The sequence below is a fragment of the Streptomyces sp. NPDC051976 genome (assembly GCF_040680795.1).
Classification (GTDB): Bacteria; Actinomycetota; Actinomycetes; order Streptomycetales; family Streptomycetaceae; genus Actinacidiphila.
The window spans coordinates 14,547-32,897 of sequence record NZ_JBFAXL010000047.1; the positions used below are offsets into that span (position 1 = coordinate 14,547).

At 73.4% G+C, this 18,351-nt stretch carries 13 protein-coding genes; 3 read left to right on the forward strand and 10 right to left on the reverse strand.

Annotated features, from left to right (window positions below):
* Positions 1–7: 7 nt before the first annotated feature.
* From AB0M29_RS33585 to AB0M29_RS33615, 7 genes are all read right to left on the reverse strand, one after another.
* The gene (locus AB0M29_RS33585) at positions 8–751 is read right to left on the reverse strand and encodes an AAA family ATPase (RefSeq protein ID WP_365389727.1); all 744 of its coding nucleotides are present in this window, start codon (positions 749–751) and stop codon (positions 8–10) included.
* A 100-nt stretch (positions 752–851) separates the two neighbouring features.
* Complete coding sequence (locus AB0M29_RS33590) at positions 852–1,475, reverse strand: maleylpyruvate isomerase family mycothiol-dependent enzyme (RefSeq protein ID WP_365389729.1); 624 nt, start codon at positions 1,473–1,475, stop codon at positions 852–854.
* 93 nt (positions 1,476–1,568) lie between these two features.
* Positions 1,569–2,591, reverse strand: a complete 1,023-nt coding sequence (locus tag AB0M29_RS33595) for an RNA polymerase subunit sigma-70 (protein ID WP_365389732.1) — start codon at positions 2,589–2,591, stop codon at positions 1,569–1,571.
* Positions 2,592–2,627: 36 nt separating this feature from the next.
* Positions 2,628–4,724: a prolyl oligopeptidase family serine peptidase gene (locus AB0M29_RS33600; protein ID WP_365389733.1), complete on the reverse strand. Its 2,097-nt coding sequence runs from the start codon at positions 4,722–4,724 to the stop codon at positions 2,628–2,630.
* Positions 4,725–4,750: 26 nt separating this feature from the next.
* Positions 4,751–6,952: a YcaO-like family protein gene (locus AB0M29_RS33605; RefSeq protein ID WP_365389735.1), complete on the reverse strand. Its 2,202-nt coding sequence runs from the start codon at positions 6,950–6,952 to the stop codon at positions 4,751–4,753.
* A 2-nt stretch (positions 6,953–6,954) separates the two neighbouring features.
* On the reverse strand, positions 6,955–7,404 hold the full coding sequence (locus AB0M29_RS33610) for a hypothetical protein (protein ID WP_365389737.1): 450 nt from the start codon (positions 7,402–7,404) through the stop codon (positions 6,955–6,957).
* A 152-nt stretch (positions 7,405–7,556) separates the two neighbouring features.
* Positions 7,557–7,730, reverse strand: a complete 174-nt coding sequence (locus AB0M29_RS33615) for a hypothetical protein (RefSeq protein WP_365389738.1) — start codon at positions 7,728–7,730, stop codon at positions 7,557–7,559.
* Positions 7,731–7,948: 218 nt separating this feature from the next.
* Here AB0M29_RS33615 and AB0M29_RS33620 point away from each other — a divergent pair, with 218 nt between their 5' ends.
* Genes AB0M29_RS33620 through AB0M29_RS33630 form a run of 3 tightly spaced genes read left to right on the forward strand, consistent with a single transcriptional unit; the run spans position 7,949 to position 11,418 of the window.
* On the forward strand, positions 7,949–10,072 hold the full coding sequence (locus AB0M29_RS33620; RefSeq protein WP_365389740.1) for a xanthine dehydrogenase family protein: 2,124 nt from the start codon (positions 7,949–7,951) through the stop codon (positions 10,070–10,072).
* Positions 10,073–10,080: 8 nt separating this feature from the next.
* The gene (locus AB0M29_RS33625) at positions 10,081–10,866 is read left to right on the forward strand and encodes an FAD binding domain-containing protein (RefSeq protein WP_365389741.1); all 786 of its coding nucleotides are present in this window, start codon (positions 10,081–10,083) and stop codon (positions 10,864–10,866) included.
* Positions 10,867–10,869: 3 nt separating this feature from the next.
* Positions 10,870–11,418, forward strand: coding sequence for a hypothetical protein (locus AB0M29_RS33630; protein ID WP_365389743.1), 549 nt, complete (start codon positions 10,870–10,872; stop codon positions 11,416–11,418).
* A 75-nt stretch (positions 11,419–11,493) separates the two neighbouring features.
* On the opposite strand, the gene AB0M29_RS33635 is transcribed toward AB0M29_RS33630, so the two are convergent.
* The 3 genes from AB0M29_RS33635 to AB0M29_RS33645 are packed head-to-tail and all read right to left on the reverse strand — an operon-like array spanning position 11,494 to position 18,244.
* Entirely contained in the window at positions 11,494–13,311 is a 1,818-nt protein-coding gene (locus AB0M29_RS33635; RefSeq protein ID WP_365389745.1) for an ABC transporter ATP-binding protein, read from the reverse strand.
* Positions 13,308–15,140, reverse strand: a complete 1,833-nt coding sequence (locus AB0M29_RS33640) for an ABC transporter ATP-binding protein (protein WP_365389747.1) — start codon at positions 15,138–15,140, stop codon at positions 13,308–13,310. The genes AB0M29_RS33635 and AB0M29_RS33640 overlap by 4 nt, the downstream gene beginning before the upstream one ends.
* On the reverse strand, positions 15,137–18,244 hold the full coding sequence (locus AB0M29_RS33645) for a glycoside hydrolase family 38 C-terminal domain-containing protein (RefSeq protein WP_365389749.1): 3,108 nt from the start codon (positions 18,242–18,244) through the stop codon (positions 15,137–15,139). The genes AB0M29_RS33640 and AB0M29_RS33645 overlap by 4 nt, the downstream gene beginning before the upstream one ends.
* Positions 18,245–18,351: the final 107 nt, after the last annotated feature.

Sequence of the window (18,351 nt, forward strand, 5' to 3'; positions counted from 1 at the left end):
GGAGGTCCTAGGGCTCGTCCTCGGCGAACACACGGTCCAGGAAGCGGCCGGGATCGTTGACGAACGCGCGGGTCAGCGCGACGGGCTCGGCCTGGTCGTACTCCACCCGCTCGACGGCGCCGCCGCCGTCGATCTGCAGGATCCGGGCGCCGGGCAGGGCCAGCAGGATCGGTGAGTGGGTGGCCACCACGAACTGGCATCCCTGGGCGAGGAGTTCACGCATCCTGACCATCAGCGCCAGGCAGCCCTGCACCGACAGGGCCGCCTCCGGCTCGTCCAGTACGTACAGGCCGTTCGGGCCGAAGCGGTGGTAGGCCAGGTCAAGGAACGACTGGCCGTGGGAGCGCTCGTGCGGGGACCGGCCGCCGTAGGCGTGCAGCAGCTCCCCCGAGCCCTCGTCCAGGCGCTCGATCTCGGTGGCCACGTTGTAGAAGCTCTCGGCGCGCAGGAAGAAGCCCGTACGCGGCCTGCGGTTCCAGCACACCGTCAGATGGTCGCCCAGACAGGACTCGGTGGACCGGCTGGCGAACCGGAAGGAGCGTGATCCGCCCTCGGCGTTGAACCCGGCGGCTGTGGCCAGCGCCTCGATCAGGGTGGACTTGCCCGAGCCGTTGTCACCGACCAGGAACGTCACCGCGGGGTCCAGGGCGAGCCTGCCCCGGCCCGCGAGATGGGCGACGACCGGCAGGTCGAAGGGGTACCGGTCGGTGTCCGGGGGCGCGTCGAGCTCGACGTGGCGGACGAAGGTCATGCCCCGACCGTAGGTCCCACCACTGACAGCCGGTACCCGGGGGTCCCCCGTCCGGCGCCGGCACGCGGGGCGTGGCGGCACCGGACGGGCGGGGGTCCCGCTACTCCCGGTCGGCGAGGCGGGCGGCGGTGCCCCGGTCGGGGACGGGGCGGCGGCCGGTCACCGTCATCAGGATGTCCTTGACGGGAAGCTCCACGACATCGCCCGTCCCGAGGCGGAACTCCGCGTCGGTGGCCCGCAGTTCGAGGCCCGTGAGGTCGACGCCGAAGTAGGCGAGGGCGCGGGGCCGGGAGTGGGCGAGAACGGTGGCGATCCGCGACGCCGGGGCCGGGGGCAGGTCGAGCGCTTCGGTGATGTCGAGACCGTGGATCACGTCGTGGCTCAGCGCGGCGGCGGGGCCGCCGCCCGGCGGCTGCCAGGGGTGGCGGATGTTGTCGCGCAGCGCGTCCCGCAGCTCGGTCGTCGTCATACGGGCACCGTCGCGGCGGGCGACGCGGTCGGCGTACCGGTCGAAGGAGAAGCGGGCGGCGGCCAGTCCCGCCACGAAACGCGGCGCGCTGGTGCGGAACGGCATGGTGATGTGGGCGACCACCTCACGGACCCGCCAGCCGTCGCACAGCGACGGGCTGTCCCACTGCTGCTCGGTGAGGTCGCCCAGGAGTGCGGCGAGCCGCTCGCGCTCGGCGTGGGTCTGCGCGCGCAGGTCTGTTTCCGTCGGTGTCATGGTGCTCGGTCTTCCTGCTCGGAGGAGTGGACATGCCGGGAGCGGACATGCCCGTCACTCCTGATACGGCGCGGGGACCGCGAACTCATCGCTTCAGCGGGAGGGAGTTTCCCGGGCCGTTCCCGCCGCCCCGTCCCCCGCCGCCAGGTGCTGCGGGAGGCCGAACTCGGCGAAGCGCGCGCCCCAGCCGAGGAAGGTGACGATCTCCGCCACCCGGTTGCCCCGCAGCTCCAGCAGGAGCAGGGCGAAGGGCCGCGGCACGCCGTCCGCGTCCGGACGGTACTGGCCCAGGGTCAGGCAGCCGTTGGCCGTCGCCCCGGGCAGCAGCCGGTCCCCGGCGCAGGCGTCGGCGCCCGCGGCCATGGCCGCGCCGATACTGCGGGGGCCGTCCAGCCACCACAGGAACGGCGGCATGCCCGAGCGCACGTCGTCGGCGAGCAGCCCGACCAGCCGGTCCACGTCGTGCGCCTCGAAGGCGTCCACGTAGTCGCGCAGCAGCGCGCGCTGCGCGGTGTCCGCGGGGTCGGCCACGTCGGTCGGGGCGGGCCGGTGCTCCTCCAGGGTGGCGCGGGCCCGTTGCAGGGCGCTGTTGGCGGCCGCGACCGAGGTGTCGAGGATCCGGGCGGACTCCGCCGCGGAGAAGCCGAGCACATCGCGCAGCACGAGCACGGCGCGCTGCCGCGGCGGAAGCCACTGCAGCGCGGCGACGAAGGCCAGCCGGACCGACTCCCGGCGCACGGCCAGCTCGGCCGGGTCCGTGATGTGCGGCAGCCGCGAGTCCGCCAACGGCTCCACCCAGTAGCCGGGTGCCAGCGGTGTGCCGAGGACCCCGTCGGTGGAGGCGGGCCCGAGGTCCCAGGGCAGCGCGCGGCGGCGGGCGCCGCGCAGCAGGTCGAGGCAGACATGGGTGGCGATGGCGTGCACCCATGTCGACAGCGAGGCGCGCTCCGGGTCGTACCGGCCGAGGTTCCGGTGGGCGCGCAGCATCGTCTCCTGCACGGCATCGTCGACCTCGCCCGGGGCGCCCAGCATGCGGTAGCAGTAGCCGGTCAGCGGGCCCCGGAAGGGTTCGAGGGCCGACTCGGCGGCGGCCGGTCCCTGGTGTGGTGCGGACACCTGTCCATGATGACGGATGACGCGCGGCCCGGCCGGTCAGCGCGGGGGCCGCTCCACCGGTACGTCCGCCCGGTAGGGCATGCCCAGGGCCCTGGCCAGGAAGTCCATCTCCAGCGGCAGCACGGACGCGATCGCGGGCGTGTCGGTGATCATGTGGTTCATGCCGGGGAGCGGCAGTACGGTGTGCGGCCGGCCGGCCGCGGTCAGTGCCGCGGACAGCCGCATGCTGTGCGCGGGGAACACGTTGTCGTCGGCGGTGCCGTGGATGAGCATCAGCGGCACGGCCAGTCCTTCGGCGAGGAGGCTGAGGTCGCTGTCGCGGTAGGCGTCGGGGTTCTCGTCCGGGTGGCCCAGATAGCGCTCGGTGTAGTGGGTGTCGTAGAGCCGCCAGTCGGTGACGGGGGCGCCCGCCACGGCGGCGTGGAAGACGTCCCCTCGGGTGAGGGCGGCGAGCGCGGCGAGGTAGCCGCCGAAGGACCAGCCGCGTACGGCGACCCGGGACAGGTCCAGCGGATGGGTCCTGGCCAGGGCGTGGAGCGCGTCGATCTGGTCGGCCAGCGGGATCTCCCGGAAGCCGCCGCTGATCTCCCGCTCCCACGCCGTACCGCGGCCGGGTGTGCCCCGGCCGTCCGCGACGACCACCGCGAAGCCGTGGTCCGCGAACCACTGCGAGGTCAGGTGCGCGTCGTGGTCGTGCCGCACGCGCTGGACCGTGGGGCCGCCGTACGGGTCGAGCAGGACCGGCAGCGGTCCGGTGGACCCGTCGAAGGAGCGCGGAAGGAAGACGGCGCAGGGGATGCGCCGCTCCCCCGCCGCCACGAACGCCGGACGGGGCCGGACGCCGGGGCGGGCGGCCAGCGAGCGGATCTCGGCGACGCTGCGTCCGCCCGGGGTTTCGGTGACGACGGCCGTGCTGCCCGGCCGGGTGGACGTACGCGACACGAGCAGCAGGGCGCCCGCGGCCGCCACGCCGGTGTGCGATCCGTCCTCCTTCGACACCGGCCGCACCTTGTCCTCCCGGTCCAGGAGGTGGAGGTGGACGGTTCCGGGGCGGCTGCGGGGGCGCGCGGTGAAGAGGACGCCGTCGGTGCTGACGCCGACGACTTCCGCCACGTCCAGACCGGGGCCGGTGGCTCGCCGGCCGTCGAGGGTCAGGCAGCGGCTCCCGTCCGACTCGGCCACCGCGATCAGCCGTCCCCGGGTGTCCCAGGCGGGGGTACCGGCGACGATGTCGCACCAGGAGCCGGAGCTCTGCTTCAGCAGGCAGGTGGTCGCGCCGGTCTCCTCGTCGAGCGCCAGGATGTGCTGTCGTCGCTGGTCACGCGACTGCACGAGGGCCAGTGGCGGGCCCCAGCGGTCCCAGTGCACCGCTGCCAGGTACGGGAACGCCTCCCGGTCCCAGTCCACCGCGACCTTGCGCCGGTCCAGGCCGATGAACCGCAGGCGCACCTCTGCGTTGGCGGCCCCGGCCCGCGGGAACGGAAGCGGGCGCGGTGGCGAGGCGGGGTCCGCCGGGTCGGCGATCCAGAGCGGCGGTACGGCCCGGGTGTCCACGCGTGCGGTGAGGATCCGGTCGCCGCGCGGACTCCACCAGTACCCCCGCGGGCGCCGCATCTCCTCGCGCGCCACCCACTCCGGCAGTCCGTAGCTGACGCTCTCGGACTCCGGCACGGCCAGTACGTAGGCGCGCGCGTCGGTGAGCGAGGTGACCCGGAGGGCACCGTCGTGCACGTACGCGACATGAGTTCCGTCCGGCGAGACGCGTGCGGCGCGGGCCGGGAGGCGTACGGGGACCGGCCGCGGGGCACCGGCCGTGCCGCTGAGGTCGACGTTCCACAGCCCGTCCGCCGACACGGCCACCGCGGTCCGCAGTTCGCGGTCGGCCGAGTAGCGGTCCACGCTCGCGGCGCCGCCGGTCCGCGCCTGCTCCGCGTCCCCGGGCCCGGCGGCGAGCCGCTCCCGGCCGGTGGCCGTGTCGAGTACCCACAGTCCCGTGGCCGGGTCCGACGCCGAGACGGAGCGGAGGAACGCCACCCGCCGCCCGTCGGGGGCGAGGGTGAAGGAGCGGGGCGCCCCGAGGGTGAAGCCCTGGGTGAGCGCCCGCTGGCGCGGATAGCCGACGTCGCCTCTCATGGTCTCTTCCCGGTCCTCACGTGGTCTCAGGCATGCGGCAGCGGGAAGTAGTTGAGCTCCGACGCGGTGGCGGGGGTGGTGCGCCAGCCCTGGCCGACCGCCGCCTCGGCGAGCTTGCCCCGGCCGAGGAAGGGCAGCCCGGCCGCGAAGTTCGGCACCAGCCCGGGGACGAGGACCCGGACCACCGTCAGTCCGGCCGCGGCGACGTCCTGCGTGGTGATGTCGGTCGCGAAGATCTCGTAGCCCCGTGACTCCAGCACGTGCCGGTAGGTGGCCAGTGACCGGTCGGGGAGGGAGGGGAGTTCATCGAGCCGGCGGTCGCGCGGGGTGTCCACCCAGGGCCGGACGATGTCGGGGACCCGGGGGTCGAGGGAGACCTGGAGCTGGCACATGAGGTCGGCGACATCGCGGAAGTCGGCCCGGTAGTCGTCGAGGTAGCGGCGGTCCCGGCGCCATGGCTTCATGCGCCGTCCGCTGCGCTCGCCGCGGTCCACCGCCTGCCGGAACCCACCGTGCTGCCGGTCGAGATCGATGGCCCCGTACTGCAGGGTCAGCGCCTCGGCGAGAGCCTTGAGCGCGGCGGCGTCGGCCGTGGGGCGGGCGGCGAACCCGATGGTGATGATCTTCTCGCGGACGTCCTCGACGACTCCGGCGATCACCGGTACGCCGAACGCGTTGTCGATCGGCACGAGCCAGTGGCGCTGGCGGCCGGTGTCGCGGTCGGGGGCCCTGCCGAGGGCGGCCGCCAGATGCGGCGGCACCTGCGCGGACGGCAGCGGCTGGGCGTGCGACCACCAGGCCATGGTGGCGTGGCGCTCGATCACCTCCTCCAGCCCCGAGGCCATCGCGAAGTCGGGGTTCGGCCCGGCGGCGACACCGGGGTAGAAGGTGTTGTTGGTGACCGCGTCCCCGCTGTAGTGCGTCGACTTCCAGTTCGGGTACACCAGTTGCGCCGGGAGCCAGGCGGGCCGGTCCTCGGTCAGCGAGGTGCCCCGTACCCAGTAGGTGCGGAAGTCCCTGGTGAAGGGGGCGAAGGGGAAGCCGGGAGCGGCGTACTGCTCGTCCGAGAAGAGCACCAGGGAGTCGGGGTCGACGGCGTACTCCCCCGCGGCGCGCATTTCGTCCCAGGTGGCCTCACGGATCATGTGGGGCTGCACCACGTTCGCGGCGTAGCGCTCGACGGCCTCGCCGATCGCCGCCTGCCGGGCCTCGTGCTCCGAGACGAAGGACGTGCCGGCCGCGACCGGGTCGGTCTGCCACTCGCGCACCCGGGGGATCTTGGCCACGTGGGCGTGGATGGTGATCAGGCCGGACGGGATGCAGGACGGGTACGCGACGCGGGTGACCTCGGTGATGACCCCTGTGGTGGCGTCGACGAGGTCCTCGGGGGTGTGGGTGCCGGGCGCCACCGACGGCCGTTCCGCGCCGTCCGCGTCCGGGAAGGGGAGCACCAGGTGGTGCCTGGTCGTCACGGTGGCGGGGTCGAGTTCCACCTGGTGGTTCTCGACGGCGACGGGGAAGCCCTCGCGCAGCCGTCCGAGCATGCCGCACGCGCAGGCCATCACCCAGGTGAGGTCGGCGGCCGAGGGCCGCGCCCAGCGGCCGAGCGCCACGGCTCCGGTCCGGGTCCGGCCCGGCGGAAGGTTCGTCAGCAGCCGGTCCCGGAAGTCGGAGTACGCGAGGTGGGAGCCCGCGCCGAGCAGCGGTCCCAGCCAGAAGCGCCCGCGGTCCACCAGCAGCGGGAGCCAGCCGCGTCCGGCGTTCTCGGCGTCCCGGACCGCGGCGGTGAAGGCCGGGTCGTCCAGCCCGTTTCCGGTGATCAGCAGGGGGACGGAGGGGACGTCGTCCGGTCGCGCGCCGTCCGCGGCTGCCGTGCCGGTGCTGTCCTCGGCCGACTCCGGTATGTGGCGCAGCAGTTGCTCCGCCAGCTCCGCGTTGCCCGTGAGGGTGAACAGCGGCAGGCGGGTCTCGTGGCGAGCGGGGCGGTCCGCGAGCAGGCTCTTGCCCTCGGCGAGCATGCGGCCGACGCTCCGCGCGAGGTCGGCCGCGGGACCGGCCAGGGCGTGTTCGGTGGCCTCCGTACCGGAAGCTCCGGTGCTCTCCAGCCCCTCGATGAGGGTGATCGTGTCCGCCAGGGGCAGCGGCACGGTGAAGCTGCGGTCGGTCGAGGTGACCACCGAGCAACTTCCGTCCCCCAGCGGGTTCACCTCCAGATAGGTGAGTCGCATCTCTACTCTCCCCGCCAGTGACGTCGGTCCGGAACGGGAACGTGGTTCTCACCGGAGTGGAAGAGCGTTCCGTGTGCCTGCGTGATCTCCAGCTCGAACAGCTTGTCGCCGGTCGGCATGGCCAGTGCCGGGTACTGCTCCGCCAGCTCCTTCTGGTCGGTCTCGCCGACCGCCCGGGCCGTGCCCTCGACCCAGAACTCCGCGTCCCCGGGGCCGGGAAGCGCGTGCAGGACGAAGTCCCCGCGGGCGCTGAGGTCATGGCACTTGGGAGACCTCCGGATGATGCCCGTGTACAGCCCCGTGGGCGTGAGGAACGGGCAGATCGGGTGTATTCGGGGCCGGCCGTCATTGCGGCTCGTGGCCAGGAAGGCCCGACCGCTGGCGTTGATCAGGCGTCGGCCCAATGCGGCCAGAGTGGGGTCGCCGCGCTCGAGATCACCCCAACGGTGCATGTCATCCACCTCGGATATCGGAAGGACGGGATGGGCTGGTGGAGCGGGCACGGCCGGTGGAGCCGGAAGTCCGTGCCAGAAGGGCGGAATTCGCCCGACGCCCCGGTGGAAGCGGCCCAGCGGCCGCTTCCACCAGGTTGTCACTGAGGCACTTACGCGATCTCGTCCCAGCTCATCGTGAAGTCGTCGTCCGAGTGGTTGTTCGGCACGGCCGACTCGACCGGGGCGTCCCAGGCGAGCAGGACGTCGTCGGCGGAACCCGAGTGGTGGCCGGGCACCACGGTCTCGGTCGGGACGTCCCAGGTCAGCATCGCGGTTGCAGACATATCGAACTCCTTGTGTCGTAGCCGACTGCGACCATTTGGCCGCCCGTCGAGAAGAAATCTAATGGAGCGTTCTGGCAATGCGCTTTCAACCGTCTTTCGACTTCTCGCGGAGTTGCGGTGAGAACGCGGAAAGACCCTTGAAAGGAACTCCTTGTAACGTCGGGCCTGTTTCCGCACACACGTGAAGGCACGTGAGCGCACTTATCGGAGAGGTCCACATGCCGAGTTCGCGAGGGACCGCCGAAAAGGCCCGCGGGCGACGCCTGTTCCTGAACGACATGCGCTTCCCCGGCCAGTTGTGGGCGGCGGTGGTACGCAGCCCGTACCCGCGCGCCCGCGTCACCGCCTTCGACAGCGCGTCGCTGCTCCGCCGTCCGGGAGTGCGGGCGGTGTTCCGCGCCGGCGACGTGCCGCGGACACCCTTCAACTCGGCGGCGATGCCCGAGGATCCGCGGCTTCCGAGCGCCCGTGACATGCGTCTTCTGACGGACGAGCCGAACTTCGCCGGCGACGCGGTCGCCGTCGTCGTCGCGGACAGCCGGGCCGCGGCCAGGGACGCGGCGCTCACCGCGCCCGTCACGTGGGCGGAGGAGGCCGCGGTGCTCACCCTGCGGGACGCGCTGCGCACCGGGCGCCGGGCGGGCGTGGTCCGGCTCGGCGACCCCCGCACCCTGGAACTGCTCGCCCGCTGCCCGGTCCGGGTCGAGAACGCCTTCTCCTTCGCGGGGGCTTCGCACGGCAACCTCGACCCGCACGCCTGCGCGGCGCGGACCGCCGCCGACGGCCGGGTGACGCTGTGGACCAACACCCAGAACCCGATCGAGATCCAGCGCATCGTCTGCGAGATCCTCGGCATCCCGACCGGGCGGCTGCGGGTGCGCAAGGTCGACGAGGGCGGCGGCTTCGGCGGCAAGCAGGAGATGTACGAGGAGGCGCTGGCCTGCTGGCTCAGCCTGCGCCTGTCGCGCACCGTCCGGCTGTCCTACACCCGCCAGGAGGAGCTGGGCGTCGCCCGGATCCGCGGCGAGGGCCGTATCCGGGCGAGGCTGGGGTTCACCGAGGAGGGGATCCTCGTCGCCAGCCACACCTCGGCCGTGCTCAACTCGGGCGCCTACGCCTCCCACACGCCGCATGTCCTCAGCGGCGTCGGCGGCCACCTGCCCGCCGTCTACGCGCGGGCGCACCACTTCTACGAGGGCATGGCGGTGACCACCAACACCGTGCCCGCGGGCGCCTATCGGGGCTACGGGGTGGCGGAGGCGAACCACGCGATCGAGCAGTTGATGGACCAGGCCGCCGAGAAGCTCGGCATCGACCCCCTCGACCTGCGCCGCCGCAACGTGGCGCCGCCGATGGCCGCCTGCCTCGACGCCGTCGCCGCGACCCCGGCCCACCGCCCGCCGTCGTCCCGCGGCGAACTCGTCGGCACCGGCTGGAGCGTGGCCGTCAAGCACAGCGTGACCTCCCTCGACCCGCCGGACCGCAGCCGCTGCACGCTGGCGATGCGCCCCGGCGGCCGGCTCACCCTCACCACCGGGACCTGCGACAGCGGGACGGGCTCCAGCCACGCCCTCGCGGTCCTCGCGGGCGCGGAGATCGGCGCGGATCCCGAGTCCATCGACGTGCTGGCGGGAGACACCGACCGGGGCGCCGACATCGGGAGTACGGCGCAGCGTTCCGTCTTCGTCGGTGGCCTGGCGGCCCGGGACGCGGCCGCGGCCTTCGCCGGGCGGGTCCGCGCGGACGCCGCACCGCTGCTGTCGCTCCCGGCCGAGTCGCTGCGCCTGCGCTGGCCGCACGTGCTGCACGCGACGACCGGGAAGGTCCTACTGTCGGTCCCCGAGGCGTTCCCCGGCGGCCTGTCCGCCACCGCCTCGGCCGACGCCCCCGACCCCGGTGCGGCCTACGCCGCCCTGCGGGTCGTGGTGGGCGTCGACCCGGAGTCCGGGCAGGTGGCCGTGCACGACGCGGTCATGGCGGTGGACTGCGGCCAGGTGGTCGACCGGCAGGGCGCCCGCGGTCAGGTGACCGGCGGCATCGCCCAGGGCATCGGCCTGGCCTGCGTCGACCGCTGGACCTGCGGCCCCGACGGGCGCGGTCCCACGGGCCTGCTGCAGCACGGCGTGCCCCGGGCCGGGGACGTGCCCGCGATCCGCGTCGTCTTCCAGGAGTCCGCCCGCACCGCCCCTTCCGGGATCGGCGAGCTGCCGATCATCCCGGTGACCGCGGCCGTCGGCAACGCCGTCCGCAACGCCGTCGGCGCCCGCAGCGGGGCCACTCCCCTGCGCCCGGCGACCGTATGGCCCCTGCTGCCGGGCGGCGCCGACGCCGCGGACGCGTGAGGCCCGCCATGACGGTCCCGGAGGTGGTCGCCCCCACCAGCGTCGCCGAGTTGGCCCGCGTCCTGCGCGACCGGCCCGATGCCGTACCGGTCGGCGGTGGAACCCTTGAGGTACCGCGCTGGGCCGACCCCAGGACCCGCCCCGCGACCGCCGTGCTGCTGGCCGGTGTCGAGGGGCTGGCCTCAGCGGACCGCCTGGGCTGCGGCGCGGCGGCGACCCTCCACACACTGGCAACCGATCCCCGCGTTCCGCAGCCGCTGCGCGCCGCCGCACGGTCGGTGGCCGGGCCCGCCGTCCGCTCCCTCGCGACCGTCGGCGGCAACGTGGCCCAGGCAGCGCCCGGTTGCCTGGCGGCGGCCCTGCTCGCGCTCGGCGCCGAGGTGGAGCTGCTGGCTCCCGGCCGCCCCCGCGGGTGGACCCCGCTGGCCGACGCGCTCGCCGCCGGTGAGCCGCGCGGCGCGGTGGTGCTCGGCTTCCGCTGGCACGAGACGCCGCTGGGCGCGGTGTTCCGCAAGACCACCCGCAGCCAGGGCGCGGGTCCGCCGCTGGCCACGGTCGCGGCCTGCCGGTTCGCCGGGGGCCGTGTCCGCCTGGCCGTCGCGGGCCCCGACATCCCCCCGCACCTTCTCGCCGTCGAGGCGCCCGCCCCCCTGATCGGGCCGGGCGCCGCCGACGCCGCATACCTCCGCTGGCTCGTCCGGCGGCAGGGGCGACTCGCCCTCGAGGCGCTCCTTGACACCACCGCCGGCCGCTCGGCCGGCCCGTCCCCCGTTGACACCGAGAAAGGGAACTGACTCATGCGAATCCGACTCGTGAAGCAGCAGACCGGCGGCCACCTCGTCACCGCGATCCTCGACGACGGCGTCGAGATGCACGTCGCCGAGACCGACCACGACCACGTGGTGCCGCACGAGATCTCCCACCTGGCGCTGGAGGGGACCCTCGGTTTCGCCTACGGGTTCTGGGGGTGCGTCTCCCGGGGCGCGTTGTTCAACGGCATGCGGGTGCTGTCAGGACGCGGCGAGCAGGAAGCGCTCGCCGTCTCGCAGACGGTACGCAAGGAGGCCGGCGCCCGCTTCATCAACGCCGAGATCATGGTGGCCGCCATCGAGGAGAACTACCCGGGTGCCCGCGTCGGTGACGTCGAGGAGTGCCGTGAGCTCGCCATGAAGAACTACACCGCCCTCAGCGACCTGCTCGCCGCCGCTGACCTGCCCGAGGCCACCCGGCGGTGGGCCGAGCTCGTCGGCGCGTGGGCGGACGTGCCGCGCGGCGGGGCGATGGAACGCGACTGGGTCTCCGCCGCCGAGCCCATCGACAAGGACGCGCCCGTCAGCAACCAGTAGCACCACTGGGGCACATGGCCACGGCCCGGTCCGGCAGATTCTGCCGGACCGGGCCGTGGCCATGAGCGCGGGGACCTAACGGGCTGGAGTACGCGCGTAAGCGTGGGCCTGGATCCCGTACAGCTCGGCGTACTTGCCGTCCGCCGCCAGCAGTTCGTGGTGGGTGCCGTGCTCGACCAGACGGCCGTGGTCCAGGACGAGGACGAGGTCGGCGCCCGCGACGGTGGAGAAGCGGTGCGAGACGATCACGGTGATCGCACCGGTGGTGGCCGCCAGGAGGCGGGCCCGCTCCATGTACCGCTCGAAGATGGCGTGTTCGCTGGGGGCGTCCAGGGACGCCGTCGGCTCGTCCATGACGAACAGCAGGGGCGTCCTGCGCATCGACGCCCGGGCCAGCGCGGTCTTCTGCCACTGCCCCTCGGACAGGTCGATACCGCCGAAGGCCACCCCCAGGGTGGTGGCGTAGCCGTCCGGCAGCCGCTCGACGATACGGTCGGCGTCGGCGTCCGCGACGGCCTGGGCGACCGCCGCGGGGTCGTCGGCGAGCCGGAGGTCCCCCATACCGACCGCCTCGGCGAACGTCACATGGGGGTAGCGGCCGAAGTCCTGGTAGGCGGCGCTGCTACGGGCCCGCCACTGCGCGGTGTCCAGCTCGGCCAGGTCCACCCCGTCGACGGTGACGCACCCTTGCGTGGGCCGGTAGAACTTCTGCAGCAGCTTGACCAGGGTGGTCTTGCCCGAGCCGTACTCGCCGACCACAGCGACGACCGAGCCGGCCGGCAGGCTGACGGTGAGGTCCACGAGCGCCGGCTGTCCCGTACCGGGATAGGTGTGGCCGAGGCCGCGCAGTTCGATGCCGCGGCGCAGCGCCTCGGGCGGGGACGCCACACCGGTGACACGCCGCCGGTCCTCCTCCGCGTACTCGCGCAGCCACAGATACGGCTCCACCACCAGCCCTGAGCTCATCGTCTTCACGAGCTGGCCCACCGCCGACTGCACGGTCTGCTGCATGGAGGCGGCGAGCGTGACGGCCATGACCACGTCGCCCAGGGTCGCGGAGTCCCGGGCGGGGTGCCGTACGACGACCGCCAGCGCCCCGAGGAAGCCCGCGGTGAAGATGCCCCAGCCGAGCGTCCGCCACCAGCAGGCGCGCAGCCGGGCGCGCATCCGCCCGCTCACCGCGGCCTGCCACGCCCGGTTCTGATGCTCCACCAGCGCAGGGACGGCGCCGCTGGTACGGATCTCCTTGCCCGCGGCGACATCGGTGGCGAGCTCGAACAGGCCGCGCTGCAGCCGGAACTGCTCGGCGGTGGCGGACTGCGCCCGGTTCAGTGCCCTGCGGGCGCGCCCGTCGCACCACAGCGGGAAGCCGGCCAGCGCGAACAGCGCCAGCAGCCAGGGCGAGACGCTGCCCAGCAGCAGCATGACGGCCGCGAGCTGGATCATCGCGAAGACCGTGCGCACGGCCGTCCACAGGCCGGCGACCAGGTCCCAGGAGGAGTTGCGCAGCAGCCCGATGCGGTCGAGGAACTCGTTGCGTTCCAGGTGCTCGATGCCCTCGAGTCCGGCGATCTCGGCGTTGATCCGGCTCTCCAGCCAGCCGGGGCCGAGCTTCTCCACGATCAGGAAACTGCCGACGAGGTCGCGCAGCCGGGTCACCACCAGCGTCGCGGTCCCGGCCAGGGCGGCGCCCACCGCGCCGGTCACCGCCTCGCCGGTGGCGTGCTGGGCGGCGCCCTCGGCGGCGGCGCGCAAGGCCAGCGCCATGCCGATGCCGGCCCCCAGCGCGCAGGTCTCCAGGACGAAGTTGAGCACCGTCAGGACGGGGGCCTGCCGCCAGGTGGCCCGCAGGATCTCCCACCAGAAGCCGATGTAGCGGGTCGCTCGGGTCATGACGCACTTCCCTCGAACCGGTCGTCGTAGCCGTGGGCGAACCGTTCGGCCTGGATGGTGAACAGCTCCGCGTACGTGCCGTCCTTGGCCATGAGTGCGTCGTGCGTGCCGTCCTCGGTGATACGGCCGCCGTCGAGGAGCACGATGCGGTCGGCGCTGCGTACGGTGGAGAGCCGGTGGGAGATCAGCACGACTCCCGCCGTGCCGCGCCGTTCCTGGATGCGCTGGAACATGTCGAGTTCGGTCCTGACGTCGAGATGGGCGGTGGGTTCGTCGAGCACCAGCAGTCCCGCGCCGCTCCCGGCGGCGTACAGCGCGCGGGCCAGGACGACCTGTTGCCACTGCCCTCCGGACAGGTCGACGCCGCCGCGCCGGGAGCGGGCCAGCGGGGTGTCGAGCCCGTCGGGCAGACCGGCGAGGACACGGTCGAATCCGGCGTCGCTCACCGCGCGCCGGATGAGGTCCGGGTCGGGCGCGATGTCGCCCGCGCCGAGCGAGACGTTGTCGGCGAGGGACAGCGGATAGCGGACGAAGTCCTGGAAGACGACGGTCAGTCGGCGCCGCCACTCCTCGGGGGCGATCCGCGCCAGGTCGACCCCGTCGACGGTGATCCGGCCGGATGTCGGCCGGTAGAGGCCGGAGAGCAACTTGATGAGGGTGGACTTGCCCGCGCCGTTGAGGCCGACGAGGGCGAGCAGTTCACCGGGGTGGAGGGTGAGGGTCACGCCTTCGAGCACGGCCCGGCTGGTGCCCGGGTAGCGGAAGGTGACGTCCTCGAAGCGGATGACCGGCGGGCCGGTCGGCGGGGCGGTCGCGCCGCCGGTGCTCACCTCGGCTGCGGGCCGCGCCGCCGGCCGCAGTTCGTCCCGCAGTTCCAGTCCGGCCTTCACCCCGGGGACGGCGCCGTCGATCTCCAGGGCGTCGGAGAAGCTGAGGGTGTTCAGCACGGACCAGATGGTGGAAAGGACGACCGTCTGTGCGGCGACCGTGTGCGAGCCGTCCAGCGTGCCGTGGACGACCAGCAGATAGGCCGCGAGCAGCGGCGGGCCGACGATGAGGGCGATGATCCACTGGCCCCGGGCACTGCGCTCGCCGGACGCCCATGCCGGTTCGCACTGCGCCAGGACATGGCCGTGCGCCTTGCCGACGGCCCAGTCGGCCAGACCGAAGGTGCGGACCTCCTTTCCACCGGTCCACTCGGTCGCCAGATTCGTCCAGTGGCGGGCCCTGATCTCCTCCTTCACCCCGACCCGGTCCATGGACAGGCTGCTGGTGAACTCCCGGCGCCACTTCGCCCGGCACAGCATGGCGGGGCCGACGATCACGGGCACGAGCCACCACGCGTAGCCGAGCAGTACGGCGCAGGAGGCGACGAGCCCGAAGTACCGTGTGGTCAAGTCGAGTTGGGCCACCGCGCCCTGCCCCGGGGTGCGTTCGCCCCAGAACTCGCGCTCGCCGCGCGAGAGCCGCAGCAGTTCCCGTACCCGTCCGCGTTCCAGCGGGTCGATGGTGGGGCTGCCGGCGACCAGCCTGACCAGCTCGGCGCGGTGCGCGCCGTCGATGCGCTGGGTGACGAGATACGTGAGCGGCACGGTCAGTTCCTGCGTGAGGCGGCTGACGAGGAACGCCCCGCCGAGAGCCAGCAGCGGCAGCGCCACGGCCGTGGAGCCGTGCGCCACCCTGCTCACCAGGAATCCCATGGCGAGCGCGGTGAGCGCGGGCATCAGGGCGCCGGCGGCCTGCACCGCCACGAGCGCCGTCACCGGCGCCCACCCGGACGCGGGCAGGAGTTTCAGCAGCAGCATTCTGTCGCGGAATGTCGAGTTCATCGCGCTTCCCTTTCCGGCAGGAGCCGCCAGGACCTGATCTGGTGCGGGCGGAAGTCGAACCCGGGGACACCGGCGGAGTCCTCCAGCAGGTCCAGCTCTTCGTGGATCCGCCAGCCCTCGGGCGGCTCGATGCGCGCGGTCCCGGGATGACCGGCCGGTTCGTAGACGCGCAGGACCAGCCCGTCGCCGTCCTCGGCCGGTTTGAATGCGCCGAGGCCCAGCGGCAGGCCCGAGGAGCCCAGCGTCTGCCAGGTCCCCGGCTCGTCCAGCGGCCAACGCTCGGCCACCAGCGGGGCGTTGAGGTCCTCGGCCTCGGCCAGGACGCCGCCTTCCAGCCAGCCGCCGCGGTAGGGCAGCAGCGCGTAGTCGACGCTCTGCCGCCCCTCGTCGCACGACGGATCGGGGAACACCGGGCTGCGCAGGAGGGTGAGGCTGAGTTCTCCGTGCCTGATCCGGTGCCCGTAGCGGCCGTTGTTGAGCAGCGCGATCCCGCCGTCGGCCGACGCGACCGCGGCGAACCGCTGGCCGGGGACCTCGAACTGGGCGTCGCTGTCCGCCGATTCGGACGACGTGGGCCGGTGCACCACGCCGTAGGGGCACTCGAAGAGCGCGTCGGCGTACTCGGCCGGGACGGGGAACGCGACGCGCAGCGCGACCCGGCGCTCGTGCCAGTCGATCTCGGTGTGCACGTCGACCCTGGCGGAACCCGCCCACAGCCGGATCTCCCGCACCACGGTGCTGTCCCGGAAGCGGTGCCGGATCCGTACGGCCGCGCGGTGCGGCCCGGACTCGACGGTCTCCACGGACTCGCAGACCAGGTCTTCCAGCGGGCAGCCGCGGTACTCCGCCGACAGCTCCCAGGCGTCCCAGAAGTGCGGCCGGTCCAGCCACGCCGTCAGAACGTTGCCCGGCCCCGACAGCACCTGACGCCCGGTCCGCTTGTCCTGCAGCTGGTCGATCCCGCCGGACGCGCCGACCAGCAGGCGCACCTCGGAGTTCTCCAGCACCACCCCGGCGTCCGTGGAGGTCGCGGTGGCCGGGGCGGGTACCTCCGCGGCCGGTGCGCGCCAGCTGACGCTGAGCGGGGGCAGCGGGTCCGGCGCGGTGAGCACGCGGGTGTCGGGACCGACGCGCTGGCCGATGTTCCAGTCGGCCGGGAGGCGCAGCCGCAGCGGGCGCGCCGAGAGCGTCGGGTTGGCGACGGCGATACCGGGCGTCTCGCCCCGCGGGGCGACGGCCTCGGCCAGCAGCCGGGTGGTCGCACGCTGCCGTTCATGGGCCCGTGCGGCGATGTCGCGCAGCCGGGTCTCGGCGTCCGTGTGCACCTCGGCGATGCTCACCCCGGTGATGACGTCGTGCGCCTGGCAGTCCAGCAACGTCCGCCAGTCGTCGGTCTCGGTCTCGGCTACGGGGCTGCCGCCGACCAGCGCGTGCAGGGACTGCAGCACCTCCGCCGTGATCAGCGACCACTCGGCGTCGCGCCCCGCGGACTTCGTCCTGCCCTGGGCGGTGTACGTGCCCCGGTGCGCCTCCAGGTACAGCTCCCCGCGATGCACCGGCATCTCGCCGGCGTCGATCTTCTCGCGCACACCGGTGAAGAAGTCCGACGCGGCACCGAAGGCCGTGTCGGGGGTGCCGGGCAGGCGGGCGAGCAGTTCGGCGGTCTCGATGTCCTCGTCGGTCGGCCCCACCGCGCCGTCGTGGCCGAGGAGTTGCAGGGCCAGCGGGTACAGGTCGCGCTGGCCCTGGTGGTTCCAGGCGTCGAAGACGACCGCGGGCTGCGGCGCCCCCTGGTAGCCGTGGCTGCCCGCGGACGAGTACGCCGTGACGGCCGTGCCGTCGGCGCCCTCCCAGCGGAACAGGGTGAGCGGGAAGTCGTGCACCTCCTGGAGGCGCAGTTTGGTGGTGTAGAAGGAGTGGATGCCCGCACCCGCCAGGATCTGCGGCAAGGTGGCGGGGAAGCCGAAGCTGTCGGGGAACCAGCCGACCGTCGCGCGCCGCCCGAAGCGGCTCTGGAAGTACCGCTGCCCGTGCAGGAGTTGCCGGACCAGCGATTCACCCGACGGCAGATTCACGTCCGGCTCGGTCCACATCCCGCCCAGCAACTCCCACCGGCCGGTGGCCACATGGGCGCGTACGCGGTCGAACAGCGCGGGCGCACGGCGTTCCACGGCCTCGTAGACGCCCGCGCTGGACTGGCCGAAGTGGAACTCCGGGTGCGCGGTGAGCTGGTGCACCGCCGCCCCGAACTGGCCGTCCACCGCCTCGCGGGTCACCGCCTCGGGCCACAGCCAGGCCAGGTCGGTGTGCGCGTAGCCGAGCAGCATGACGCTGCCGGGCAGTTCCCGGCCGGCCTGCAACGAGGCCAGCTCGGCGAGCAGTTCCCCGGTCGCGGCGGTGACGGAGGCAGAGGTGGCGGGCGACAGCGGGGCGGCGACGGGGTCGAATCCCACGGCGTTCCAGAGCTTTCCGAGCTTCTCGCGTCCGGCGAGCCGACCGACCACCTCGGCCGAGGCGCTGGGCCAGCGCAGCCGGGCGAGCGCGGCCTCGGCGGCTTCGACCAGCCGTAGGGCGAGCGGGCCGTCGTGGCGGTCACGGTCACCGCCCCCGTCGCCGTCGCCGTCGAGGAACCGTGCGAGGTCGGCGACGAGCAGCAGCAGGCGGCACAGGCGCAGCACGTCGGTGTCGAGGTGGATCAGCCGGGCGGACCAGCGCGCCTCCGGGGTGAGGTGGCCCGAACTCGCCCGCAGCGGCGCCAGTTTGAGGTGTGCGGAGAGCCGCCGGTCCGGGAGGGCGAAGCGCAGGTGCCGTTGGCCGACGGGGCGGACGTACTCGACGCCGTTGCTGCCGAGCAGGGTGATCTTTCCGTGTCCCCCCGGGGCGAGTTCGAGTCGTGTGCCGGACAGTGACCAGTCCGCGGGGACGGTGATGTCGGGGCAGGTGATGTCGTGCAGGGCGGGGCCTCGGAACCAGCCGCCGCCGGTGCGCAGCGGGCCCGAGGGCGTTTCCCAGCCCTCCGCCCGCACCGCGTCGCGGATGGACCAGCAGTGCAGGTCGGCGGCCAGTTTGCTGAGGCGGGAGACGCGGCGCTTGAGGGTTCTCATGGCGGGTCGGTTCTCCTCCGAGCGGTCCGCGGTCCGGTGCGGACCCGGACAGATGGTCAAAAGGGCGGTGAAAGGGTCTGGTCGTAACGTCGTGGTGTGAGCCGGTC

Bases quoted from the DNA above. Each gene is read 5' to 3' on its own strand.
- AB0M29_RS33625 (WP_365389741.1), top strand. From the start codon at position 10,081: ATGACGGTCCCGGAGGTGGTCGCCCCCACCAGCGTCGCCGAGTTGGCC.
- AB0M29_RS33630 (WP_365389743.1), top strand. From the start codon at position 10,870: ATGCGAATCCGACTCGTGAAGCAGCAGACCGGCGGCCACCTCGTCACC.
- AB0M29_RS33605 (WP_365389735.1), bottom strand. From the start codon at position 6,952: ATGCGACTCACCTATCTGGAGGTGAACCCGCTGGGGGACGGAAGTTGC.
- AB0M29_RS33635 (WP_365389745.1), bottom strand. From the start codon at position 13,311: ATGACCCGAGCGACCCGCTACATCGGCTTCTGGTGGGAGATCCTGCGG.
- AB0M29_RS33590 (WP_365389729.1), bottom strand. From the start codon at position 1,475: ATGACACCGACGGAAACAGACCTGCGCGCGCAGACCCACGCCGAGCGC.
- AB0M29_RS33620 (WP_365389740.1), top strand. From the start codon at position 7,949: ATGCCGAGTTCGCGAGGGACCGCCGAAAAGGCCCGCGGGCGACGCCTG.
- AB0M29_RS33600 (WP_365389733.1), bottom strand. From the start codon at position 4,724: ATGAGAGGCGACGTCGGCTATCCGCGCCAGCGGGCGCTCACCCAGGGC.
- AB0M29_RS33640 (WP_365389747.1), bottom strand. From the start codon at position 15,140: ATGAACTCGACATTCCGCGACAGAATGCTGCTGCTGAAACTCCTGCCC.
- AB0M29_RS33610 (WP_365389737.1), bottom strand. From the start codon at position 7,404: ATGCACCGTTGGGGTGATCTCGAGCGCGGCGACCCCACTCTGGCCGCA.
- AB0M29_RS33645 (WP_365389749.1), bottom strand. From the start codon at position 18,244: ATGAGAACCCTCAAGCGCCGCGTCTCCCGCCTCAGCAAACTGGCCGCC.
- AB0M29_RS33615 (WP_365389738.1), bottom strand. From the start codon at position 7,730: ATGTCTGCAACCGCGATGCTGACCTGGGACGTCCCGACCGAGACCGTG.
- AB0M29_RS33585 (WP_365389727.1), bottom strand. From the start codon at position 751: ATGACCTTCGTCCGCCACGTCGAGCTCGACGCGCCCCCGGACACCGAC.